Raw genomic sequence first — 24,145 nt, forward strand, 5'->3', positions numbered from 1 at the left:
TACGACGTACGGTGCGCGTATCGCCTGGGCAAGGGGTGGGCCCCTATGGCAGGCCCACCCCTCAGTGAGCCGACCCCGAACTCGCCAGCGCAGCGGACAGTTCGGCCGCCACCTGCTGCAGCACCGGCACGATCGTCTCCGTCGCCGCGTCCGTGACCCGCCCCGCCGGACCCGAGATGGAGATCGCCGCCGCGGTGGGGGAGTCGGGGACGGAGACCGCGAGGCAGCGGACCCCGATCTCCTGCTCGTTGTCGTCGACGGCGTAGCCGAGGCGGCGCACCTCTTCGAGCGCGTCGAGGAAGCCCTCCGGCGTGGTGATCGTCTTCTCGGTCGCGGCGGGCATGCCGGTACGGGACAGCAGCGCACGCACCTCGTCCGCCGGGAGGTCGGCGAGCAGCGCCTTGCCGACGCCCGTCGAGTGCGGCAGCACCCGGCGGCCGACCTCGGTGAACATCCGCATCGAGTGCTTCGACGGCACCTGTGCCACGTACACGATCTCGTCGCCGTCGAGCAGCGCCATGTTGGCCGTCTCGCCGGTCGCCTCGACCAGGCGCGCGAGATAGGGGCGGGCCCAGGTGCCGAGGAGCCGTGACGCGGACTCGCCGAGGCGGATCAGGCGGGGGCCGAGCGCATAGCGGCGGTTGGGCTGCTGACGTACGTATCCGCAGGCGACCAGCGTGCGCATGAGGCGGTGGATGGTGGGGAGCGGCAGCCCGCTGCTGACGGAGAGCTCGCTCAGCCCGACCTCGCCACCCGCGTCCGCCATCCGCTCGAGCAGGTCGAAGGCGCGCTCGAGGGACTGGACGCCGCCGCTGGAGGCTTGGGCTTTGGAGGCGTCGGTGGCGCTGGACGTCGGCACGGCGCGGTCCTTTCGGGTCAGAATCGAGAGGGCGGCCCCAAGGGCCTCCGCCGAGGGTGGCGGCCGGGGGTGACTGGTCGAGCAGAGCAGCAGCCTACCTGCCGGTTTTCCGCCGGCTGCCTGCTGTTCAGGGGGATCTCTCGATGCCTTTTCTGGGCTTTCCGGGACGCTTCGCTGATCGCTGGATGGTTCGCCAGGTCTCACACCTTGGATTGCGGAAGTCTAATTTCACTTGGCGGAAACGTCGAGGGTGGTTTCATGGGATCGCGTGCCGGATCGCGGGGGTCCCGCGGGCGGGAAGTGCGGTCTTGACGTGCTGGTACCGGAAGTGAAGACTCCCCCTTCAACGAAATGTTGAACAGGGTGGGCGGACGAGAGGGGCTTCGCGTGTCCGACGTCGAACTGGTGCTGCGCTCGACGCGCGTCATCACTCCCGAAGGGACGCGCGCCGCCTCGGTCGCCGTCGCCGGCGGGAAGATCGCGGCAGTCCTGACGCACGACGCCGACGCCGCGCCCGGCGCCCGGCTCGAGGACCTCGGCGACGACGTGCTGCTTCCCGGCCTCGTCGACACCCATGTCCACGTCAACGACCCGGGCCGCACCGAGTGGGAGGGCTTCTGGACGGCCACCCGTGCCGCGGCCGCGGGCGGCATCACGACGATCGTCGACATGCCCCTCAATTCCCTGCCGCCGACCACGACGGCCGAGAACCTCCGTACGAAGCAGGAGGTGGCCCGGACCAAGGCGCACATCGACGTCGGCTTCTGGGGCGGTGCGCTGCCCGGCAACGTCAAGGACCTGCGGCCGCTGCACGACGCCGGCGTCTTCGGCTTCAAGGCCTTCCTCTCGCCCTCCGGTGTCGACGAGTTCCCCGAGCTCGACCAGGAACAGCTCGCCCGGTCGCTCGCCGAGATCGCGGGGTTCGGCGGCCTGCTGATCGTGCACGCCGAGGACCCGCACCGGCTTGCCGCCGCCCCGCAGCAGGGCGGCGGCAAGTACGCCGACTTCCTGGCCTCCCGGCCGAAGGACGCCGAGAACACCGCGATCGAGAACCTCATCGCACAGGCGAAGGCGCTCCACGCGCGCGTGCACGTCCTGCACCTGTCGTCCAGCGACGCCCTGCCGCTGATCGCCGCCGCCAGGCGCGAGGGCGTACGCGTCACCGTCGAGTCCTGTCCCCATTTCCTCACCCTCACCGCCGAGGAAGTCCCGGACGGCGCCACCGAGTTCAAGTGCTGCCCGCCCATCCGTGAGGCGTCCAACCAGGACGCTCTCTGGGCGGGCCTCGCCGACGGCACCATCGACTGCATCGTCTCCGACCACTCCCCGTCCACCAAGGACCTCAAGACCGGCGACTTCGCCACCGCCTGGGGCGGCATCTCCTCGCTCCAGCTGGGCCTCCCGGCGATCTGGACGGAGGCCCGCCGGCGCGGGCACACGCTCGAGGACGTCGTCCGCTGGATGGCCGCAGGACCGGCGCGGCTGGCCGGGCTCTCCCAGAAGGGCGCCATCGAGGCCGGTCGCGACGCGGACTTCGCGGTCCTCGCGCCCGACGAGACCTTCACCGTCGACCCGGCCGAGCTCCACCACCGCAACCAGGTCACGGCGTACGCGGGCCGGACCCTGCACGGTGTCGTCAAGTCGACCTGGCTGCGGGGGATACGGATCCTCGCCGACGGCGACTTCAGCGAGCCGAGAGGACAGCTCCTGACCCGGCACCCCGCCTGACCCGCCGGCCGCCGACACCCGCAGCCGACGGCACGGCACCCCCACCGGCCGGCACCTGGAAAGGAACAACTGATCACCGTGACGGCGATTCCCCGCTTCACCGGCGACGCCAGCCCCTACGGCGGCGGCGACCCGTACGCCGACTACCGCACCGCCGAGTTCCCGTTCGCGCACCACGCCGATCTCGCGGACCGCCGGCTCGGCGCCGGAGTCATCGCCGCCAACGACGAGTTCTTCGCGCCGCGCGAGAACCTGCTGGTGCCCGAGCGCGCCGAGTTCGACGCGGAGCGCTTCGGCCACAAGGGCAAGATCATGGACGGCTGGGAGACCCGCCGCCGCCGAGGCGCCTCCGCCGGCCATCCCTGGCCGACCGCCGACGACCACGACTGGGCCCTGGTGCGCCTGGGGGCGCCCGGCGTCGTCCGCGGCATCGTCGTCGACACCGCGCACTTCCGCGGCAACTACCCGGCGGCCGTCTCGGTGGAGGCCGCGTCCGTGCCCGGCTCCCCGTCGCCCGACGACCTTCTCTCGGGCGATGTGAAGTGGACGCCGCTCGTTCCGCGCACGGCAGTCGGCGGCCACGCGGCCAACGGCTTCGCCGTGGACGTGGAGCAGGTCTTCACGCATCTGCGGGTCAACCAGCACCCCGACGGCGGCATCGCCCGCCTGCGCGTGTACGGCGAGGTCGTGCCCGACCCGCGGTGGCTGACGGCCCTCGGCACCTTCGACGTCGTCGCGCTGGAGAACGGCGGCCAGGTCGAGGACGCCTCCAACCTCTTCTACTCGCCCGCCACCAACACCATCCAGCCCGGCCGCTCGCGGGCCATGCACGAGTGCTGGGAGACGCGTCGCCGCCGCGACCAGGGGCACGACTGGATCCGCTACCGGCTGGCAGCCCAGTCCGAGATCCGCGCCATCGAGATCGACACGGCGTACCTCAAGGGGAACGCGGCGGGCTGGGCCTCGGTGTCCGTACGCGACGGCGAGGACGGCGACTGGACGGAGGCCCTGCCGCGCACCCGCCTCCAGCCCGACACCAACCACAGGTTCGTTCTGGACACACCGGTGGTGGGCACGCACGCGCGCGTGGACATCTTTCCGGACGGGGGCATTGCGCGACTGCGGCTGTATGGTTCGCCGACGGCGGAGGGTGCGGCCGCCTTGCGGGCGCGGCACCGGGAGCTGGGTGGCTGAGCCTCAAGCGCCGGACGGGCTGAAAATTACAGCCCGTCTGGGGGCACCCGCGTTAGCTGGGGGAGCTTGAGGACGAGGCGGCGAAGCCGCCGATGAACGGGGTCCAGGGGGCGGAGCCCCATGGTTACGGGAAGGGGCGGGGTGGGGGATTCCACAAGCCCATGCGGAACCCTCCGGTCCGGCTCCTTCGTTCACCGGCAGGAACACGTACCGAAAACGCCCGCCGAGGAGAAACCCCCGTGACCCTGCAGCAAGAGATCGTCGGCAACGCCATGCAGATGGCGATCGTCAACCTTCAGCCCGGCCAGACCGTGTACTGCGAGGCGGGGAAGTTCCTCTTCAAGACGACGAACGTCACGATGGAGACCCGCCTGTCGGGCCCGTCGGGCAACGGCGGCGCACAGGGCGGCGGCGCGAGCGCGGGCGGAGGCGGCATGGGCGGCATGCTCCGCCAGGCCATGGGCACGGCCATGCAGGTAGGTCAGCGGGTCCTGGCCGGTGAGTCGATCGCCTTCCAGTACTTCACGTCGACCGGCGGCGAGGGCACCGTCGGCTTCGCGGGAGTCCTGCCCGGCGAGATGCGCGCCCTCGAACTGAACGGCACGCGCGCGTGGTTCGCCGAGAAGGACGCCTTCGTCGCCGCCGAGTCCACCGTCGACTTCGGCATCGCCTTCCAGGGCGGAAGGACCGGGCGCAGCGGCGGCGAGGGGTTCATCCTGGAGAAGTTCACCGGCCGCGGCACGGTCATCATCTGCGGCGCCGGCAACTTCATCGACCTCAACCCCGCCGACTTCGGCGGCCGTATCGAGGTCGACACGGGCTGCGTGGTGGCTTTCGAGGAGGGCATCCAGTACGGCGTCCAGCGCGTCGGCGGCCTCAACCGCCAGGGCCTGATGAACGCCGTCTTCGGCGGCGAGGGGCTCTCCCTGGCCACCCTGGAGGGCAACGGCCGAGTGATCCTCCAGTCCCTCACGATCGAAGGCCTCGCCAATGCCCTGAAGAAGGCACAGGGCGGCGACAAGCAGGGTCCGACGGGCGGTCTCTTCTCCACGAACGTGGGGTAGGCGCCGACGGCTCCGGACGGCCGCCGAAACCGACGGCGCCCGGCACGCTCGCCGCGCGCGCCGATGAGTTCTGCGTGAGCGTGGAGTCAGAGAAGGTGACAGTGCACGCGCGCGGGGAGCCCTCCGGGGGCTCCCCGCGGACGAGAGAGGCATGGCACCGAGATGAAGATCACCCTCACCCAGTTCGTCACGCTCGACGGCGTCGTCCAGGCCCCGGGCGGCCCCGACGAGGACCGCAGCGGCGGCTTCGAGCACGGCGGATGGACCGTCCCGTACTGGGACGAGGATTCGTTCATCACCGAGGTCTTCGAACGTGCGGACGCCTTCCTCCTGGGGCGCCGTACGTACGACATCTTCGCCGCCTACTGGCCCAAGGTCACCGACCCCGCCAACCCGATCGCCTCGCGGCTGAACTCCCTGCCCAAGTACGTCGCCTCGACGACCCTCGACACGGCGGACTGGCAGGGCACCACCGTCATCGGCGACGACCTCGTCAAGCAGGTCACCGCGCTGAAGGAACAGCCCGGCCGCGAGCTGCAGATCCACGGCAGCGCCACCCTCGCCCGGTCGCTCATGGCCCACGACCTGATCGACACCGTCCACCTGCTCACGTTCCCCGTCGTCCTGGGCACGGGCCGCCGCCTCTTCGCGGACGGAGCTCTGCCGACGGCGTTCCGTCTCACCGCGTCCCGCACCACGAGCAGGGGCGTGGCCATCCATTCGTACGACCTCCAGGGACGGCCGACCTATGGCACGTACGAGCTGGAAGGAAATAGGTAGCCGGTGCTCACGGCGGCTTCGTGGGGGCGGAGCGTCACCGGCCGACGATGTTGGCCGAAACCGCACGCCCTCGCCGCCGCACTGGTTAACTCCCGGAAAATTCACCCGACTTGACGTTGACACGTCAGGCTCTACGCGCGTCACACTGTTCCCATGCGAATCCCCCCACGAATCCTGAGCGTCACCGCTCTCGCCGCCGCACTGCTCATCGGCGGCCCGGCCACCGTCTCCGCCACCGCGTCGCCCGCCCCGTCGACGGCCTCCGTCTCCACGGGGTTCTCGGCCGCGGCGGTCGGGGACATCTGCTACTCCGACCTGCCGTCCCAGGCCTACGACACGCTCCAACTGATCGAGCAGGGCGGCCCGTACCCGTACTCGCAGGACGGCAGCGTCTTCCAGAACAGGGAAGGCATCCTGCCCTCGCAGTCCACCGGCTACTACCACGAGTACACCGTCATCACCCCCGGCTCGAGCACCCGCGGTGCCCGTCGCATCGTGACCGGTGAGGAGTACCAGGAGGACTACTACACCGCCGACCACTACGCGTCCTTCGACCTGATCGACTACGGCTGCTAGGTGTGCTGATCGCCTGACCTCTGGAGCCCTCTCGCGCTCCAGGCCGCCCGCTCCCCGGCCCGCTCTCTGGAGCGGGCGGCACCGCACCGCAGAACTCAAGCACCCTCTGCACGCGCAGGATCCTCGCCCCGCGGCCCTACCCCCCACGCCATCGGCCGCGGGGCGAGGTATGCGCCCGCAACAGCCGCGCCTCGTCCGGATTCCGCCGCACCCGGCCGAGCTTGAGCGCGCCCGGCCGGTCGCCGGTCTTCTGCTGCGTGGCTACTTGCCCCAGATCGTGCGGTAAGCCTCGCGGTACCCCTCGGAGTCCCAGGACACCGCGCCGCCGCTGTTGGCCGCGGTGGTGATGTGCACGGGAGCGACGTATCCGCTGGCCGGCTTGGAGGCGAAGGCGCGGTTGAACTCGTCGATGATCTGCCAGCCCTGTTCGGACAGCGGCTCGGGCACGGTCGCGGCCTGGAACTCCCTGCCGTTGATGCGCTGGAAGGCCGAGGGGTCGCCGTCGCCTGCCCCGATGTTGAACGGGGCGCCGGCCCCCTCCCTGCCGCCGGCGCGCAGGGCGGGGCCTGCGTGGTCGAAGTACAGGTCGTTGATGGCGGCGGAGTCCGTCCACTTGTCGCCGAAGCGGGAGAGCAGGGAGGAGACCCTCTTGATGGTGCGGCTGTTGGCCTGCGGGATCGGGATGTCCTCCTGGCTCAGCAGCTTGACGTCGGAGCAGCCGGCCAGTTCCTGCTTGATCAGATCGGACTTGCGCTTGGCGAAGGGTATCGAGGTGTCGGTGAACAGGACGACGCCCGCGCGGCCGCCTGACCTGGCGATGATCCAGTCGGCGCTGATCTTCGCGACGTCCTCGACCTTCGTGGTGATGTTGCTGAACAGCTTCGGGTTCTCGCTCGGTCCGGGCTCGGCGACGGCGTGCCAGCCGATCAGCGGGATGCCCGCGGCGCCCGCCCTGTCGACCTGCTCGGCGGTGGAGGTGGGATCGAAGCCGCCGATGACGATGCCGTCGGGCTTGAGGGCGAGGGCCTCCTTGAAGGCGTCCCGGATTCCGTCGGCTGTGCCGTGACCGTTGATGGTGCGGACGTGCCAGCCGATGACGTCGGCGGCTTCCTGGACGCCCTTGGCGACGCCTGTGACGCCGGGATTGGTCATGGTCTGGGCGACGTAGACGATGGTCTTGCCGGGGACGGCCCGGGGCCCGGTGGTCGGCCCGGCCCAGGGCGCGTCGACGTCCTCGGCCTTCTTGACGGCCCGCTTGGCCTGGGCGAGTGCCGTCGGGCAGCCGGGGCTGGACGAGCCGCCCGGGGACGCGGCGACAGATGCGGTGGTGGAACCGCTGTCGCAGCCGGCGACGCCGGTGAGGGTGGCCGCGGTCAGGAGCGCGGTGGCTGTCACGGCCGCCTTGCGGGTGGGGTGCACGGGGTCTCCAACACGGGGCAAGAGGTGGCAGGGGCAGTGCGGGGAGGCGTGAGTCACGGTCGGCGACGGCTCCTTGGCCCCCGCCGCGGGACGAGGTCCGCATCGGGAGGAGAGACCCGCAAAGCCGGCCGGCGGCGATGACGAGGTTGTCGCCGTGGAACAGGGGTGGCCCAAAACCCCGCGCGAGTCGGCCGCTGCCGGCCGGGCTGACGACGGGAACGGCGACGGCCACGACGGTGCCCCAGGCGGTGGCCCGGTGCCTTGTCGCGGTGGAATGTAGCAGGGCTTCGGCGAAGTATCGGCCGTTATGCCTCTGTACCGGTGCCGCGGCCGGCAGAACACTCCCGATGCGGAGGCTGTGCCCAGCCGGTCGGTCGGCCTCAACTCCCCTGCCTGACCTCGGACATCGGTAGGCAGCGCGCAGCGCGAAGGGCGCCTCGACGGATGAAGCACCGCGTTCGGAAGATGATTGCCAAATCTTTCGTAATCAACTTTTGATGGCATACAACCTGTCAAGCCACGATAAGCACGGTAGCCTCACCGGGCCGGTTCGGACACGTGGCGCAACCTCTTCGCTTCTGTCAGCGACGAACGCTGCAAAAACGTCACTTCCGCCGCCGGTCGTCGGCGGTCCGGCACCAGCCGGTACCTCCGTCACCGCTGAGCAACACACCGAAGGAGGCCGGGGTGTCCGCGAACACAGGGGACCCGCCGCTCGCACCCGACCTGCCCGGGCATGCCGACCGGACTCCGCGGTTTCGCCGGAAGGCGGTGGCCGTCCTCGACCGTTGGCCGTTCCGGCGCAAACTCAACGTCCTGGTCGTGGCGCCCATCGCGGCCATCGGCGTACTGCTCGGCATCGGCGCCTACGGCCAGGTGCAGCAGGCCCGGGACGCCGACCGGATCGCGGAGTTGGTGCGCGACAGCGAACAGGTCGCGAAGCTCATCAACGACGTACAGGCCGAACACCGGCAGGCACTCCTGCTGTCCGTGCAGTACGACTCGGCCCGTCCCGGAGTCGCCCTGCCGCCGAGCACCGACTACCGCCAGGCGCAGCGGAGCACCGACGCGCAGGTCGCCGCCGTGCGTTCGGCGTTCGCCTCGGGCCTGCCGTACGAGGAGAAGCAGGCGCTCGACTACATCCGCGGCCTGAATGTCCTGCGCGCGAAGCTCGAACGGGGATACGTCTCCGCGGCCGACATCGACCCCGCTTACGCCTCCGCGGTCGACTACCTGATCGACGGCATCGGGCTCGACCGCTACTCCGGCACCTCGGCGTCCTCGGTCACGGAACTCCTCGACACGGTGCTGCGAGCCGACGCCGCCCACGCGGCCTACGAGAGTGCCGTGTTCTCCGCACAGACCCGTGACGCCAACGCCCTCACCGAGTACAGCCGCGCGGTCGGCGCCCACCAGCTCTACGACCGCGAGTCGGACCGGTTCGAGCGGATCGCCACACCGGCCCAGGTGCTGATCATGGACGGCATCGAGCGCAGCGCCGAACAGAACGGTATCGAGGCCCAGTTCGCGGAGCTTCAGATCGATCCCGGCGCCCTGCAGGGCCAGACGCCGAAGCAGCTGCGCAAGGCCATCGCCGACGAAACCCGGCAGTCCGAAACGCGCCTCGGCATCACCCGGTCGTTGATCGAACAGACCGCCGCCCAGTCCGACGCCGTCTCCGCGGACGCCGTGCGGCGCGCGCTGTACCTGCTCGGTCTGGCCCTGCTCGGCTTCGCCGCCTGGATGACCTTCTGCGTCCTGGTCCGGCGCTCGGTCGTACGTCCCCTGACGGCCCTGACCGGCGCCGCTCAGCAGGTGGTCGACGTGGCGGGCGAGGAACTCGCCCGGGTCGCGGACGACGGCTCCGCCGACAGCGCCCCGCTGCGGCCGCGGCCGATCCCGGTCCCGGTCCGCGACGAGATCGGCGAACTGGCCGAGGCGTTCAACCAGGTGCAGGAGACCGCGGCCCAGCTGCTGGAGCGGCAGGTACTGAGCCGCCGCAACGTGGCCGAGATGTTCGGCAACGTCGGCCGCAGAGTAAGTAATCTGACGACACGTCAGCTCATGTTGATCGACACCGTCGAACGCGAGGAGACCGACCCCGAGCTCCTGGAGCGGCTGTACCGCATCGACCACATCGCCGTACGTCTCCTGCGCAACGCCGACAGCCTGATGCTGCTCGCCGGCATCCGGGAGACCGGCGTCGATGTCCGGCCGACCTCGCTGGCCAACGTCATCCGGGCGTCGCTCGGCCAGATCGAGGGCTACCAGCGGGTGTCCCTCCGGTCCGAGACGGAGGTCACCGTCGCGCCCGACATCATCGGCGACCTGACGCTGATGGTCGCCGAACTGCTGGAGAACGCGGTCTCGTTCTCTCCCTCCCACACCCCTGTCGAGGTGGTCGTCCGCCCCGGGACCGACGTCACCGAGGACGGCGGAGCGCTGATCGAGGTCATCGACCACGGCCTCGGCATGAGCGCGGAGCGCCTCGCCGAGGAGAACGCCCGGCTCATCCGCCGCGAACGGCTCGACCTCGTACCGACCAAGGTGCTCGGTCTCTTCGTGGTCGGCAGCCTCGCCAGGCGCTGGGGTGTGCGGGTGACGCTGAGCCGTACGCCGGGCGGCGGGGTCACCGGCAGCGTGTGGATCCCCACCGCGCTCCTGCTGACCATGAGCCCTGTGGACGCCATGGCCACGAGCCCCGTGGAGCCCACGGCCACGAGCCCCGTGGAGCCCACGGCCACGAGCGCCGTGGAGCCCACCATGGCCAAGAGTGCCGTGGAGCCGACTCCGGCCGCGGTCACGGGATCGGCCGGAACCGGGGCAGCGTTCCCGGAGAGCGCCGGGGAGGCGCCGCCCGTCGCGCCCACGCCGCCGCTCGTGGCCTCCTCCGCCGTGGTCCCCACACAACGGTCGACGGGTCAGTCGCCGCACGGTGCGCTCCCGCGGCGCGTCTCGGCCCGCACCGGCGCGGAGCCGGCCACGGAAAGGACCACCGCGGAAAGGCTGACCGCGGAGAGGACGACCGCGGAGAGGGCCACCGCGGAGAGGGCCACCGTGGAACGGGCCGTCGCGGAGACCGGCGTGGAGACCGGCGCGGAACGGACCACCGCCTCCGGTGAGCCACCCGCCGCAGGGCCCTCCCGGCCGCTGCGGCGTCGCATACGGGGCGCGACACTCGCCATGACCGCATCACCGGCCGACCGAGGAACGCCGGCCGTACGGCAGCCCGTCGACGCCGAGGCCGTCCGCTCGGAACTCGACGAGTTCGAAGCCGCCGTACGCAGGGCGGAGCAGGACAGCGCCCACACCAGGACGGAACCGGCACCATCGCAGCACGAGGAATCCCAGAAGGAGTCGAGCATTGACCATGTCGACAGGTGACAGCCGTTCCGAGCGACCGGAACCCACCGATCTGCGAGCCGCCGCGGCCGATTTCACCTGGCTGCTCGACCGGTTCGCCACCGACACAGCCGGTGTGGTCGACGCCATCGCGGTGTCGTCCGACGGCCTGCTGATCGCTGTCTCCCAGCTGCGCGACCACGCCGACTCCGAGCGGCTCGCCGCGATCGTGTCCGGCCTGACGAGTCTCGCCTCGGGGGCCTCCGGCAACTACGGTCTCGGCGGCCTCAACAAGGTCATCATCGACCTGGAGGGCGGCCATGTGCTGGTGTCGGCCATCGGCTGCGGCGCCGTCCTCGGGGTGGTGGCCTCCAAGGAGGCGAAGCTCGGCAACATCGCCTACGAGATGGCTCTCTTCGCCAACCGGGCCGGGGCCGCGCTCACCCCCCAGCTGGTACTGGAGCTGAAGAACAGCGTCGGCGCGGCGTCAGCCGGCTGACCGGGCCGCGGCCGGCGCACGGGTACAGGCACTTGGGGGAGGGATCGTGATGGCCGTCGGTGGCCCACCACACGGGGCAGCAGGGGACGCCGGGGGCTTGCCGGAGCCGGCCGGCCGCGCCCCCGCGATCCGGCCGTTCCTGCTGACCGCCGGCCGGGTGTCGGGCAGCGGCAGCGCGTCGCCGATCCCCGTCGAGACCCAGGTCGTGGCGACCTCGGCCGGGCTCTCCGTCCTCCACTCGCTCGACTTCGAGCAGCACGACATCGTCGCGGCCTGCCGGCGGCCGCAGTCGGTGGCGGAACTGGCCGCCGGGCTGAGACTGCACCTCAACGTGGTCCGCGTGCTGGCCGAGGATCTCTGTACCGCCGGGCACCTGGCGATCTACCGGCCGGACGCCGCGACCGCCCAGGATCTCTCCGTACTGCGAAGGGTTATCGATGGTCTCCGTGCCGTCCCCGACTCACGGGACACACTCCGTGACACCAGTTGAACAGCCTCCGCTGCCGGTCAAGCTGGTCATCGCCGGCGGCTTCGGGGTCGGCAAGACCACGGCCGTGGGCTCGATCTCCGAGATCCGACCGCTCACCACGGAGGCCGCGATCACCGAGGTCGCCGCAGGAGTGGACGACCTCACCCACACTCCGGGGAAGACCACCACCACGGTCGCCATGGACTTCGGCTGCATCACCATCGACCCCACGCTGAAGCTGTATCTGTTCGGCACCCCGGGCCAGGACCGGTTCGGCTTCATGTGGGACGACCTGGTGGAGGGCGCCCTCGGCGGACTGGTGATCGTGGACACCCGCCGGCTCGACGACTGCTACGCGGCGGTGGACTACTTCGAGCACAAGGACATCCCGTTCGCGGTTGCCGTCAACGCGTTCGACGGGGAGGTCGAGCACGACCTCGACGAGGTGCGGTGGGCGCTGGACATCGCCGAGCACGTACCGCTGATCGTCTTCGACGCACGGCAGACGGGCTCGGTCCGCGACGCGCTGCTGGTCGTACTGGAGGTCGCGCTGTCCCGCGCCGAAGCCGCCGCGGCGCGCTGAGCCTTGAGCCCTGACCCCTGAGCCCTAAGCAGCTCTGAGCCCTGAGCGCGGGCACTCTTCCGGTTCGCGGGCCGTTGTCAGTGCAACGCGTTACATTCGGTCTCGGTCCATCGAAGGAGATGGACGATGTCGAAAGGGCTGGAGGGGGAAGCTCATGGCAGGTCCGATCGATCTGGGCGATTACGGCGAGGCGTTCACGGCCGACCCGCACGCGGTGTACGCGGAGTTGAGGGAGCGGGGGCCTGTGCACCGGGTGAGGATGGGGGCACCGTCGGCCGCAGCCGGCCAGGAAGCCTGGCTCGTCGTGGGGTACGAGGAGGCGCGCACCGCCCTTGCCGATCCCCGCCTGGCGAAGGACGTGAGCAAGCTCGGATACGTCGGGCTCGATGTGGAGCACATCGGGCCGCACATGCTGATGTCGGACCCGCCCGAGCACTCCCGCTTGCGCCGGCTGGTGGCCCGCGAGTTCACCGGCCGCCGGGTCGAGGCGCTGCGGCCGCGGGTCCAGCAGATCACCGATGAGCTGCTCGATCAGATGGTGCCGCTGGGCCATGCCGACCTCGTGGAGTCGCTGGCGTTCCCGCTGCCGATGACCGTCATCTGCGAGCTCATCGGCGTTCCCGACATCGACCGGGCCGCGTTCCGGCGCATGTCGAACGAGGTGGTGGCGCCCACCAGCAGCGAGGCCGAGCACGCGGCGATCGTGGAGCTCTCCGCCTATCTGGACGACCTGATCGAGGACAAACGCAGTGCCGGGCCCGGCGACGACCTGCTGAGCGCGCTGATCCGCACGACCGCGGAGGACGGTGACCGGCTCTCCCGCGAGGAGCTGCGCGCCATGGCGTATCTCCTGCTGATCGCCGGCCACGAGACGACGGTCAACCTGATCGCGAACGGCGTGCACGCCCTGCTGACCCACCCGGATCAACTGGCCGCCCTGCGCGCGGACATGGGCCTCCTGGACGGCGCCGTGGAGGAGACGCTGCGCTACGAGGGACCGGTGGAGAACGCGACGTTCCGGTTCGCGGCCGAACCCCTGGACATCGCCGGTACGTTCATCGCGGCCGGTGACGTGGTGCTCGTCGGTCTCGCCGGCGGCGACCGCGACCCGGAGCGGTTCCCCGAGCCCGACCGGTTCGACATCCGCCGGGCCCCGCAGGGGCACCTGGCATTCGGCCACGGGATCCACTTCTGCCTGGGCGCCCCGCTCGCCCGCATCGAGGCCCGTGTCGCGCTGCGTTCCCTGCTGGACCGCTGCCCGGACCTGGCCCTGGACGTGGACCGCGCCGGGCCGCCCGGTCCCTGGATACCGGGCATGCTGATCCGGGGTATGCGGAGCCTTCCGGTGCGCTGGTAGGGCCGGCCGAACGGCGTGCGTTGCCGGCGGTCGCACGGCCGCCGTGAGTGCCCGGCTCCGGCGAGCGCCCGGCCGCCGCGGGCCACCACTCAGCCTTCCGCGCCCGGAATCTCCTCCAGGTACACCAACCGCCGCTCGCGTCGCGACAGTTCGGATGCCTCCGCGATCCGCAGTGCATGCAGTGCCTCGCGGCCGTCGCACGAGTTGGGGCGTTCGCCGAGCACCACGTCGACGAAGGCCGAGAGCTCGGCCTCGTACGCCGGGGCGAAGCGTTCCAGGAAGCTCGTCCACGGTTTGTCCGCGGCCGGGGGTCCCAGGGGTTCCGTGGAGGCGATCGGTGTGCGGTCGTCGAGGCCGACCGCGATCTGGTCGAGCTCTCCGGCGAGCTCCATCCGTACGTCGTATCCGGCGCCGTTGCAACGCGTGGCGGTCGCGGTGGCGAGCGTGCCGTCGTCCAGGGTGAGGACGGCGGCGGCCGTGTCCACGTCACCCCACTCGCGGAACACGGCCGGACCGGCGTCGGACCCCGTCGCGTACACCTCGGTGACCTCGTGGCCCGTGATCCAGCGCAGGATGTCGAAGTCGTGGATGAGGCAGTCCCGGTAGAGACCGCCCGAGAGCGGCACGTACTCGGGCGGAGGCGGGGCCGGGTCGGAGGTCATCGCGCGGATCGTGTGCAGCCGCCCGAGCCGTCCGTCGCGGACGGCATCTCGCGCGGCCGTGTACCCGGCGTCGAAGCGTCGCTGAAAGCCCAGTTGGAGCACCGTCCCGGCGGCGTCCACCTCGGCGAGCGCGGCCAGCGTCCCGGCGAGATCCAGCGCGATGGGCTTCTCACAGAACACCGGGAGCCCCGCGCGCGCCGCGCGGCCGATCAGCTCGGCGTGCGCCGACGTCGCGGCGGTGATCACCACCGCGTCGACGCCCCAGGTGAAGACCTCGTCGACGCCGGGCGCGGCCGTCGCACCGAGCCGGTCCGCGAGTCCGGTCGCCCTCTGCCGGTCGGCGTCAGTGATGACCAGCGAGCCCACCTCGCGGTGCCGACTGAGGGAGGCCGCGTGAAAGGTGCCGATGCGGCCGGCGCCGATGAGTCCGATGCGCATGCCCCCAACGTGGCGGCCGGGTCTGGTGCTGTCAATATTTGTCCTGATAAACGTAGTGTTGTTCACCCTGACTCGCGCCGGTTTGTCGCCGCAGCTCCCGATTTCCGCAGGAACCCCCGTCGTCACTGCACGTCACGGCACTCACCTGACCCACACCAGTCACATACGTGAAAGGGGTGCTGTTCTTCCCGTACCTGATCAACGGGGTCGCGATCGCGTTCGTGTTCCTCTATTTCTTCCAGGACGGAGGCACGCTCGACTCGGTGCTCGCGCTCTTCGGCGCCGACCCCGACCGGGCCTGGCTCGGTACCTCCACATCGGCCAACGTCTCGCTGGCCGGGGTCTCCGTCTGGCGCTACATGGGCCTGAACTTCGTACTGTTCCTCGGCGCGATCCAGTCCATCCCCAGCGAGTTGTACGAGGCGGCGGAGCTCGACGGCGCGAACCGCTGGCAGCAGTTCCGGCACATCATCGCGCCCGGAATCCGGCCCATCATCACCCTGAGCGCCATCCTGGCCATCTCGGGCTCGCTGTCGGCCTTCGAGGTCCCGTACATCATGACCGGCGGTGCGACCGGCACCGAGACCTTCGTGATCCAGACCGTGAAGCTTGCCTTCCAGTTCAACAAGACGGGACTGGCATCCGCGGCGGCCGTGGTCCTGCTGCTGATCATCCTGGTGGTGACCTGGGTGCAGCGCCGTCTCGTCCCGGACGACAAGGTGGACCTCGTATGACGCCCCGTGCGGCCACAGCCGCCACGTTGAAGTACGCCTCGCTGGTACTGGCCGCGGTCGTCGTGCTGCTGCCGCTCGGTGCCGTCGTCCTGACCTCGCTCAAGTCCTCGAAGGAGATGGCGAGAGGCAGCGGCGCGCTCGCGCTGCCGGACGACTGGCTGAACCTGTCCAACTATGTGACGGCCTTCCAGGACGGCCACATGCTGGCGGCCTTCGGGAACACCGCCTTCATCCTGCTGTTCGCGATCACCGGAACCGTCGTGATCGGCTCCATGACCGCGTACGCGATCGACCGGTTCGACTTCCGCCTGAAGAAGCTCGTCGTGGCGCTGTTCCTGATCGCGACGCTGGTACCCGGTGTGACCACCCAGGTGGCGACCTTCCAGATCGTCGACAGCTTCGGCCTCTTCGACAGCCGGTGGGCGCCCATCCTGCTCGACATGGGCACGGACATCGTGTCGATCTACATCTTCCTGCAGTTCATCCGGGGCATCCCGGTCTCGCTGGACGAGTCGGCGCGACTGGACGGCGCGAACGCCTTCACCGTCTACCGGAAGATCATCTTCCCGCTGCTCAAGCCGGCCATCGCGACCGTCGTGATCATCAAGGGCATCACGGTCTACAACGACTTCTACATCCCGTTCCTCTACATGCCGTCGGAGGACCTGGGCACCATCTCGACCTCGCTCTTCCGCTTCAAGGGGCCCTTCGGGGCGCACTGGGAGACCATCTCGGCGGGCGCGGTGCTGGTGATCCTTCCCACGCTGATCGCGTTCCTCTTCCTGCAGCGGTACATCTACAACGGCTTCACCAGAGGGGCGACGCGATGATGCGTGCTTCCGTGTGCTGTGAGCGATATCACGCGCGAATCGTACGGTTGTCCGGACAACAGAACCTCTCAAGTTCCCGTCATCATTCACCCGCGACTACCCTCGGTCCGTGCCCAAACCAGAAGTCGATGCCACCGTGTCGCTCCAACTGAGCGTCGACCGCAGCAGCCCGGTCCCGCTGTACTTCCAGCTGTCGCAGCAGCTGGAAGCGGCGATCGAGCACGGGACGCTCACCCCGGGCAGCCTCCTCGGCAACGAGATCGAACTCGCCGCGCGGCTCGGCCTGTCCCGGCCGACCGTCCGGCAGGCCATCCAGTCCCTCGTCGACAAGGGTCTGCTCGTACGCCGCCGCGGCGTCGGCACCCAGGTCGTGCACAGCCAGGTCAAGCGGCCGCTGGAGCTCAGCAGCCTCTACGACGACCTCGAGTCGGCCGGACAGCGCCCGGCCACCCGGGTCCTGGGCAACGTCCTCGAGCCCGCCTCCGCCGAGGTCGCCGCCGCGCTCGGGGTCGCGGAGGGCAGTGACGTGCACCGTGTGGAGCGGCTGCGGCTGGCCCACGGCGAGCCCATGGCGTACCTCTGCAACTGGCTGCCCCGCGGGCTGCTCGCCCTGGACACCGCGCAACTCGAGGCCACCGGCCTCTACCGGCTGATGCGCGCCGCGGGCATTACGCTGCACAGCGCCCGGCAGACCATCGGCGCACGCTCCGCCACCGCCGAGGAGGCCGAGCGGCTGACCGAGCCCGAAGGCGCTCCGCTGCTCACGATGCAGCGCACGACCTTCGACGACACGGGCCGCGCTGTCGAGTTCGGCTCCCACACCTATCGGGCCTCGCGCTACTCGTTCGAGTTCCAGTTGCTGGTACGGCCCTGAACGCCGCAGTCCGGCCCTGATTTCCGCTGCTCAGACCCCTTTCAGGCCCTGCGGCGTCGCTCGGGCGTGATCTTGCACACGGCACCATGTGTCCGAATAACGGATTTCTGTCCTCGATAATGGGTCGTTCGGGGCCGGAGAACACCGGCCCCGACCGTCGAGCAGAGTTCAGGAAAGGGCGCGGCGTCGTGGCAAGGGTTCGGACAGGGGTACGTGCGATGGGCGCCGTGCTGGTGGCGGCGCTCGGGCTGTCCCTGGCGGGATGCAGCAGCACCGGCGGCAAGCGCGCGGAGGACGCCCGCAAGGCCGCGGCCGCGGAGGGCAGGGCCGCCGTGGACACGCCCCGCTGGACCATCGCGATGGTGACCCACTCCGGCGACGGCGACACCTTCTGGGACATCGTCCAGAACGGCGCCAAGCAGGCCGCCGTGAAGGACAACATCAACTTCCTGTACTCGCACAGCGACGAGGCCCAGCAGCAGGCCCAGCTCGTGGACGCCGCCGTCGACAAGAAGGTCGACGGCATCATCGTGACGCTGGCCAAGCCCGACGCCATGAAGGCGGCCGTGGCCCGGGCCGTCAAGGCCGGCATCCCGGTGGTGACCGTCAACTCCGGCTCCGCGGAGTCCAAGGAGTTCGGTGCGCTGACCCACATCGGCCAGGACGAGACCGTCGCGGGCGAGGCCGTCGGCGACGAGCTGAACAAGCGCGGCAAGAAGAAGGCGCTCTGCGTCCTGCACGAGCAGGGCAACGTCGGCCACGAGCAGCGCTGCGCCGGCGCCGAGGACACCTTCGACGGCGAGATGGAGAACCTCTACGTCGACGGCACGAACATGCCCGACGTCCAGTCCTCCATCGAGGCCAAGCTGCAGGCCGACCCGTCCATCGACTCCGTCGTCACGCTCGGCGCGCCCTACGCGGACGCCGCCGTCAAGGCCAAGACGAGTGCGGGCAGCAAGGCCGAGGTCGACACCTTCGACCTCAACGCCAAGGTCGCCTCGGCGCTGAAGGCCGGCACGCTCGGCTTCGCCGTCGACCAGCAGCCGTACCTCCAGGGCTACCAGGCCGTCGACCTGCTGTGGCTGTACAAGTACAACTCCAACGTCCTCGGCGGCGGCAAGCCGGTGCTCACCGGACCGCAGATCGTCACGAAGAACGAGGCCGCCGCGCTCGCCGAGTACACAGAGCGGGGGACCCGGTGACCGGCACCGCACCCGCCCAGGCGCCCGGCACGGAGCCCGGCCCCGCGCCGCACAAGACCGGCCAGGACGAACGGCTGCTCGGCACCTCGCCGCTGCGCAGGCTGCTCGGCCGCCCCGAACTCGGCTCGGTCGTCGGCGCCGTCGCGGTCTTCCTCTTCTTCGCGATCATCGCGGACAGCTTCCTGCGCGCGTCCAGCCTCAGCACCGTCCTGTACGCGGCGTCGACGATCGGCATCATGGCCGTCCCCGTCTCGCTGCTCATGATCGGCGGCGAGTTCGACCTGTCCGCGGGCGTGATGGTGACCAGCTCGGCGCTGATCTCCTCGATGTTCAGCTACCAGATGACCGCGAACGTCTGGGTCGGTGTCGGCGTCTCGCTGCTGGTCACGCTCGCCTTCGGGCTCTTCAACGGCGTGCTGCTGACCCGCACCAAGCTGCCGAGCTTCATCATCACGCTCGGCACGTTCCTGATGCTGACCGGCATGAACCTCGGCTTCACCAAGCTGATCAGCGGCACGGTCTCCACGAAGTCGATCTCCGACATGGAGGGGTTCGCCTCCGCCAGGGCCCTGTTCGCATCCCAGCTCACCGTCGGCGACATCACCGTCAAGGTGACCATCCTGTGGTGGCTCGCGCTGGTCGCCGTCGCCACCTGGATCCTGCTGCGTACGCGCGCGGGCAACTGGATCTTCGCCGTCGGCGGCGGCGAGGACGCGGCCCGCGCGGTCGGCGTCCCGGTCAACAAGACCAAGATCGGCCTCTACATGGGCGTCGCCTTCGCCGCCTGGGTCTCCGGCCAGCACCTTCTTCTCTCGTACGACGTCGTGCAGTCCGGCGAGGGCGTCGGCAACGAGCTGATCTACATCATCGCGGCCGTCATCGGCGGCTGTCTGATCACCGGTGGGTACGGCTCCGCGGTGGGGTCCGCCGTCGGTGCCCTGATCTTCGGCATGACGAGCAAGGGCATCGTCTTCGCCGAATGGAACCCGGACTGGTTCAAGTTCTTCCTCGGAGCGATGCTGCTCCTCGCGACCCTGCTCAACGCCTGGGTCCGCAAGCGTGCGGAGGCCACCTCATGACCGCAGGTACGACGACCACCGCGGCGCGTACCGCACTCGTCGAGCTCGACGACGTCAGCAAGTACTACGGCACCGTTCGTGCCCTGGAAGGCGTCTCACTCGAGGTCCACGCGGGCGAGATCACCTGCGTACTGGGCGACAACGGCGCCGGCAAGTCCACACTCATCAAGATCATCGCGGGCCTGCACCAGCATGACGCGGGCACCTTCCGCATCGACGGCGACGAGGCCCGGCTCGGCAGCCCGCGCGAGGCCCTGGACCGCGGCATCGCCACCGTCTACCAGGACCTGGCCGTCGTCCCCCTGATGCCGGTCTGGCGGAACTTCTTCCTCGGCTCCGAACCGACGAAGGGCACCGGTCCCTTCAAACGGCTCGACACCGCGTACATGCGCGAGACCACCCGCTCCGCACTGCTGCGCATGGGCATCGACCTGCGCGACGTCGACCAGCCCATCGGCACCCTCTCGGGCGGCGAGCGGCAGTGCGTGGCGATCGCCCGCGCCGTCCACTTCGGGGCCAAGGTCCTCGTACTCGACGAACCGACGGCGGCCCTGGGCGTCAAGCAGTCCGGTGTCGTCCTGAAGTACGTGGCCGCCGCACGGGACGCGGGGCTCGGTGTCGTCCTCATCACACACAACCCGCACCACGCCTACCTCGTGGGCGACCGCTTCGTCCTGCTGAAGCGCGGCACCATGGCGGGCAGCCACCTCAAGGACGCCATCACGCTCGACGAGCTCACCCGGCAGATGGCGGGCGGATCGGAGCTGGAGGCCCTCCGCCACGAACTGGAGCGGGCGTCGGTGTCCGCCGACGCGCGTGGGCACTCGACGGAAGCGACACCGAATCGAGTGAATTGACCGAAATGTTCTTGAACAGCACGCTCTTTGTCTCCCCGGGGGCCGGGCGTCGTCATGCAGGCCCGTACGGGCGTGAGGCAGAATCGGCGCGATGAGCACCTACCGCGACCTCGCACTGCCCCGGGCTCTCGGCTCCTCCCGAGCAGCGGGCGCCCCGATAGGCTCCCGCCGGGCCACCGTCCTGCGGACCGCCGTGGGGACGCGTGAGCGCCGTTCCCATCTCACGGCCCCCCGCGTACCCACCGTCGGGATCGACATCGGCGGTACGAAGGTGATGGCGGGCGTCGTCGACGCGGACGGCAACATCCTGGAGAAGCTCCGCACGGAGACCCCCGACAAGTCCAAGAGCCCCAGGGTCGTCGAGGACACCATCGTCGAGCTGGTCCTGGACCTCTCCGACCGGCACGACGTGCACGCCGTCGGCATCGGCGCGGCCGGCTGGGTCGACGCCGACCGCGCCCGCGTCCTGTTCGCACCCCACCTGTCCTGGCGCAACGAGCCCCTCCGGGACCGCCTCTCCGAGCGGCTCTCCGTGCCCGTACTGGTCGACAACGACGCGAACACCGCCGCCTGGGCCGAGTGGCGCTTCGGCGCCGGGCGCGGCGAGGACCACCTCGTCATGATCACGCTCGGTACGGGTATCGGCGGCGCGATCCTCGAGGACGGGCAGGTCAAGCGCGGCAAGTACGGCGTCGCCGGCGAGTTCGGCCATATGCAGGTCGTGCCCGGCGGCCACCGCTGCCCGTGCGGCAACCGCGGCTGCTGGGAGCAGTACAGCTCGGGCAACGCGCTCGTCCGCGAGGCCCGTGAGCTGGCCGCCGCCGACTCCCCCGTGGCGTTCAACATCATCGAGCACGTCAAGGGCAACATCCCGGACATCACGGGGCCGCTCATCACCGAGCTGGCCCGCGAGGGCGACGCCATGTGCGTCGAGCTCCTCCAGGACATCGGCCAGTGGCTCGGCGTCGGCATCGCGAACCTGGCGGCGGCGCTGGACCCGTCGTGCTTCGTGATCGGCGGCGGTGTCTCGGCCGCCGACGACCTGCTGATCGGCCCCGCGCGGGACGCCTTCAAGCGCCACCTCACCGGTCGCGGATACCGCCCCGAGGCCCGTATCGTCCGTGCCCAGCTCGGCCCCGAGGCCGGTATGGTCGGCGCCGCCGACCTGGCCCGCCTGGTCGCCCGCCGCTTCCGGCGCGCGAAGCGGCGGCGCGTCGAGCGCTACGAACGGTACGAGAGGTACGCGCAGGCGCGAGGCCGCGCGGGCACGGCGGAGGGGCCGGAGTGACACACGCCCTTCCGGTCGCGGCCCGCACCGGCCGCCGCTGGACAGAACCGGCCGCCGCCCACACCCGCCGCACACGTAACCGCACCACCCAGGGAACCCCGTGACGCCCGTCGTGCCCCGCCAGTCGCCGCCGCCGGACGAGAGCCGAGTGCCCGCACGCCCCGAGGCCCCCCGGCACGTGATCCGCCGCCGCTTCCTGACGGCGCTCATCATCGTCCTCCTCATCGGCATCCCCGCCGGCTATCTCGCGATCTCGGCCGACCAGAGCCGCGACAGCGGCAAGGACAAGGAAGAGAAGTACTCCGCGACCGGCCTCACGGCGGGCTGGCCGTCCCGGGTCCAGCGCCGTCTCTACGACGTGCCGATACCGGCGTACTCAAAAGAAGTCGCCTACTACGAGACGAACAACTGGAAGACCAGCCGTCTCTACGTCCAGTTCCTCACGAGCAACGACGGCCTGGACACGTTCCTCGACCGGATAGGGAGCAGCGCCCACACCCTCGAGGACCAGGACATCGCCATCAGCCCACGGGACCGCAGGATCGTCGGCTGGGACTTCTCCGCACCGGGCTTCTGGGCCGGGCTCACCCATGAGCAGAAGGACCCGGAGCCGACGCTGGACGTCGTGGTCGACCGGTCGAACCCGGAGCATCCGATGGTCTACGTGGTGTCCACGGCGACGCCGTGACGGCGCTGTGGCGTGAGGCCGCGTGCGGGAGACCGCACGTGAGGATACGCGCTGAAAAATTTTCGTAGAAGAGGCAACTTTCACCGGGGCGGTGACGACAGAGGGTCCGAGACGACTTCCCGGCCCTCTTAACGAAAGTCACCGCCTTGAGCACAAGGGCAGCCCTGCGCACTGCTCGGCACAGAAAGACCAACCGCCGCTGGACCGTGCTGATCGGCGCGCTTGCGGCGGCCCTGACCTGCGGTGCGATCGCCGTCAGCCTACTGGTTTCGACATCGGCCGACGGGCCGGGCGCGGGCACGTACAAGGTGGTGAACGTCGCCGACCACGGGTGCCTCGAGGTGCCGTCCGCAGCCACGGTGAGCGGCACCCGGCTGGCCACCGCGGCGTGCGACGGCACCGCCGAGCGGACCGCCGGTCAGACCGCTGAGCAGACCTGGAAGCTGACCGCCTCCGGGGACGGGTTCACGGTGAAGGCCGCAGGCAGCGGGCTGTGCGCCGGAGTGAGGGGCGCGTCGACGTCCGCGGGGGCGGCGGTCCAGCAGCTGACCTGCGACGACAGCGCCTCGCAGGTGTGGAAGCCGGCCAAGGCCGGGAGCGCCTATCACCTGGTCAACAAGCGCAGCGGCAAGTGCCTGGACACGGCGGCCGGGCTCGTGCAGCAGGACTCCTGCTCCGACGCTGCCGGCAGGAGCTGGAAGCTGCTGCCGGTGCAGAAGACCTCGCCGACCGCGTCCGCTTCACCTTCGGTTTCCTCCTCGCTTTCCTCGTCGGCCTCCGCCTCTGCGTCGGCATCGGCGTCGGCCTCTGCTTCGGCTTCGGCAAGCCGGGGCGCCAAGGCGTCCGCCTCGGCGTCGGCTTCCAAATCGTCGAAAGGCACGTCTGCGACCTCCGGCACGGCCCTCGGTGCATGGCCCGCTCCGGCCGCCAGTAGGGCGGTGACCGCCACCATCGAGGTGTCCGGCACCTACGACGGCGGCCTGAAGCGCTTCTACGGCTCCGGTGCCCTCGGCAGCGGAAGCCAGGACGAGGACCAGGGCGCGATCTTCGAGCTCGCCGACGGGGCCACACTGAAGAACGTCGTCCTGGGCAGCCCGGCCGCCGACGGCGTGCACTGCCTGGGCAGCTGCACCCTGCAGAACGTCTGGTGGGAGGACGTCGGCGAGGACGCGGCCACCTTCAAGAGCAAGTCCTCGTCGGCCACGTACCTCGTCGTCGGCGGCGGGGCGAGGAAGGCGGACGACAAGGTCTTCCAGTTCAACGGTGCCGGAACTCTGACGATCAGGGACTTCCAGGTCCAGGACTTCGGCAAGCTGGCCCGCTCGTGCGGCAACTGCAGGACCCAGTACCGGCGCCACATCGTGATCAGCAATGTCCGGGCGACCGGCCCCGGCAAGGTCCTGGTCGGCGTGAACTCCAACTACGGCGACACGGCCACCGTCTCGGGCGTGACCGTCGTGGGCGACAGCAGCAGGGAGATCACCATCTGCGAGCGCTTCAAGGGCAACGACTCCGGCGCCGAACCGACCGCCGTCGGCAGCGGTCCGGACGGAACGTACTGCCGCTACAGCGCATCGGACGTCACCTATAGGTGACCCGTGGTGACCGTCCGCCGCGCTCCGC

Annotated in this window: 21 protein-coding genes and 1 pseudogene; 19 read left to right on the forward strand and 3 right to left on the reverse strand. The window is 70.2% G+C overall.

Going from position 1 to position 24,145, the window contains the following annotated elements; genetic code table 11:
* Window positions 1–61: 61 nt before the first annotated feature.
* Window positions 62–859: an IclR family transcriptional regulator gene (locus ACWD4J_RS08250; RefSeq protein WP_451394504.1), complete on the reverse strand. Its 798-nt coding sequence runs from the start codon at window positions 857–859 to the stop codon at window positions 62–64.
* A gap of 387 nt (window positions 860–1,246) precedes the next feature.
* Between ACWD4J_RS08250 and allB the strand changes: the two genes are divergently transcribed.
* From allB to ACWD4J_RS08275, 5 genes are all read left to right on the forward strand, one after another.
* Complete coding sequence (allB, locus tag ACWD4J_RS08255) at window positions 1,247–2,587, forward strand: allantoinase AllB (protein ID WP_451394505.1); 1,341 nt, start codon at window positions 1,247–1,249, stop codon at window positions 2,585–2,587.
* 72 nt (window positions 2,588–2,659) lie between these two features.
* Window positions 2,660–3,781, forward strand: a complete 1,122-nt coding sequence (gene alc / locus ACWD4J_RS08260; protein ID WP_451394709.1) for an allantoicase — start codon at window positions 2,660–2,662, stop codon at window positions 3,779–3,781.
* A 239-nt stretch (window positions 3,782–4,020) separates the two neighbouring features.
* Window positions 4,021–4,845: an AIM24 family protein gene (locus ACWD4J_RS08265; protein WP_451394506.1), complete on the forward strand. Its 825-nt coding sequence runs from the start codon at window positions 4,021–4,023 to the stop codon at window positions 4,843–4,845.
* A gap of 162 nt (window positions 4,846–5,007) precedes the next feature.
* Complete coding sequence (locus ACWD4J_RS08270; protein WP_451394507.1) at window positions 5,008–5,625, forward strand: dihydrofolate reductase family protein; 618 nt, start codon at window positions 5,008–5,010, stop codon at window positions 5,623–5,625.
* A gap of 153 nt (window positions 5,626–5,778) precedes the next feature.
* Window positions 5,779–6,201 carry a ribonuclease domain-containing protein gene (locus ACWD4J_RS08275; protein WP_451394508.1) on the forward strand — a complete coding sequence of 141 codons (423 nt, stop codon included), beginning with the start codon at window positions 5,779–5,781 and terminating at the stop codon, window positions 6,199–6,201.
* A gap of 261 nt (window positions 6,202–6,462) precedes the next feature.
* Here ACWD4J_RS08275 and ACWD4J_RS08280 read toward each other — a convergent pair whose 3' ends face one another.
* On the reverse strand, window positions 6,463–7,620 hold the full coding sequence (locus ACWD4J_RS08280; RefSeq protein ID WP_451394509.1) for a substrate-binding domain-containing protein: 1,158 nt from the start codon (window positions 7,618–7,620) through the stop codon (window positions 6,463–6,465).
* A 687-nt stretch (window positions 7,621–8,307) separates the two neighbouring features.
* On the opposite strand from ACWD4J_RS08280, the gene ACWD4J_RS08285 reads away from it, so the two are divergent.
* The 5 genes from ACWD4J_RS08285 to ACWD4J_RS08305 all read left to right on the forward strand — a co-directional run bounded on the left by ACWD4J_RS08285 (window position 8,308) and on the right by ACWD4J_RS08305 (window position 13,870).
* The gene (locus tag ACWD4J_RS08285) at window positions 8,308–11,004 is read left to right on the forward strand and encodes an ATP-binding protein (protein ID WP_451394510.1); all 2,697 of its coding nucleotides are present in this window, start codon (window positions 8,308–8,310) and stop codon (window positions 11,002–11,004) included.
* The gene (locus tag ACWD4J_RS08290; RefSeq protein ID WP_451394511.1) at window positions 10,985–11,461 is read left to right on the forward strand and encodes a roadblock/LC7 domain-containing protein; all 477 of its coding nucleotides are present in this window, start codon (window positions 10,985–10,987) and stop codon (window positions 11,459–11,461) included. Before ACWD4J_RS08285 ends, ACWD4J_RS08290 begins: the two co-directional genes overlap by 20 nt.
* A gap of 49 nt (window positions 11,462–11,510) precedes the next feature.
* On the forward strand, window positions 11,511–11,951 hold the full coding sequence (locus tag ACWD4J_RS08295) for a DUF742 domain-containing protein (protein WP_451394512.1): 441 nt from the start codon (window positions 11,511–11,513) through the stop codon (window positions 11,949–11,951).
* On the forward strand, window positions 11,899–12,513 hold the full coding sequence (locus tag ACWD4J_RS08300) for a GTP-binding protein (RefSeq protein ID WP_451394513.1): 615 nt from the start codon (window positions 11,899–11,901) through the stop codon (window positions 12,511–12,513). Before ACWD4J_RS08295 ends, ACWD4J_RS08300 begins: the two co-directional genes overlap by 53 nt.
* Window positions 12,514–12,667: 154 nt before the next feature.
* Window positions 12,668–13,870, forward strand: a complete 1,203-nt coding sequence (locus tag ACWD4J_RS08305) for a cytochrome P450 family protein (RefSeq protein WP_451394514.1) — start codon at window positions 12,668–12,670, stop codon at window positions 13,868–13,870.
* A gap of 89 nt (window positions 13,871–13,959) precedes the next feature.
* Here the strand turns inward: ACWD4J_RS08305 and ACWD4J_RS08310 are convergent, their stop codons facing one another.
* Window positions 13,960–14,970 (reverse strand): Gfo/Idh/MocA family protein, encoded by a 1,011-nt coding sequence (locus tag ACWD4J_RS08310; protein ID WP_451394515.1) that lies wholly within the window; start codon window positions 14,968–14,970, stop codon window positions 13,960–13,962.
* Window positions 14,971–15,134: 164 nt separating this feature from the next.
* Here ACWD4J_RS08310 and ACWD4J_RS08315 point away from each other — a divergent pair.
* From ACWD4J_RS08315 to ACWD4J_RS08355, 9 genes and pseudogenes are all read left to right on the forward strand, one after another.
* A pseudogene (locus ACWD4J_RS08315) lies at window positions 15,135–15,704 on the forward strand (carbohydrate ABC transporter permease); the annotation flags it as partial.
* Window positions 15,701–16,534, forward strand: coding sequence for a carbohydrate ABC transporter permease (locus ACWD4J_RS08320; protein ID WP_451394516.1), 834 nt, complete (start codon window positions 15,701–15,703; stop codon window positions 16,532–16,534). The pseudogene ACWD4J_RS08315 and the gene ACWD4J_RS08320, both read left to right, overlap by 4 nt.
* Before the next feature lie 136 nt (window positions 16,535–16,670).
* A complete protein-coding gene (locus ACWD4J_RS08325) occupies window positions 16,671–17,408 on the forward strand; it encodes a GntR family transcriptional regulator (RefSeq protein ID WP_451394710.1) in 738 nt (245 codons plus the stop codon).
* Between the two features lie 188 nt (window positions 17,409–17,596).
* Complete coding sequence (locus ACWD4J_RS08330; RefSeq protein ID WP_451394517.1) at window positions 17,597–18,610, forward strand: sugar ABC transporter substrate-binding protein; 1,014 nt, start codon at window positions 17,597–17,599, stop codon at window positions 18,608–18,610.
* 74 nt (window positions 18,611–18,684) lie between these two features.
* Window positions 18,685–19,689, forward strand: a complete 1,005-nt coding sequence (locus ACWD4J_RS08335; RefSeq protein ID WP_451394711.1) for an ABC transporter permease — start codon at window positions 18,685–18,687, stop codon at window positions 19,687–19,689.
* Entirely contained in the window at window positions 19,686–20,546 is an 861-nt protein-coding gene (locus ACWD4J_RS08340; protein ID WP_451394518.1) for an ATP-binding cassette domain-containing protein, read from the forward strand. The genes ACWD4J_RS08335 and ACWD4J_RS08340 overlap by 4 nt, the downstream gene beginning before the upstream one ends.
* Before the next feature lie 91 nt (window positions 20,547–20,637).
* Entirely contained in the window at window positions 20,638–21,834 is a 1,197-nt protein-coding gene (locus tag ACWD4J_RS08345; protein ID WP_451394519.1) for an ROK family glucokinase, read from the forward strand.
* Window positions 21,835–21,934: 100 nt separating this feature from the next.
* Window positions 21,935–22,522 carry a sugar kinase gene (locus tag ACWD4J_RS08350; protein ID WP_451394520.1) on the forward strand — a complete coding sequence of 196 codons (588 nt, stop codon included), beginning with the start codon at window positions 21,935–21,937 and terminating at the stop codon, window positions 22,520–22,522.
* Between the two features lie 146 nt (window positions 22,523–22,668).
* On the forward strand, window positions 22,669–24,117 hold the full coding sequence (locus tag ACWD4J_RS08355) for a pectate lyase (protein ID WP_451394521.1): 1,449 nt from the start codon (window positions 22,669–22,671) through the stop codon (window positions 24,115–24,117).
* The last annotated feature ends 28 nt before the right edge of the window (window positions 24,118–24,145 follow it).

This window comes from Streptomyces sp. NPDC002577 (genome assembly GCF_053594815.1).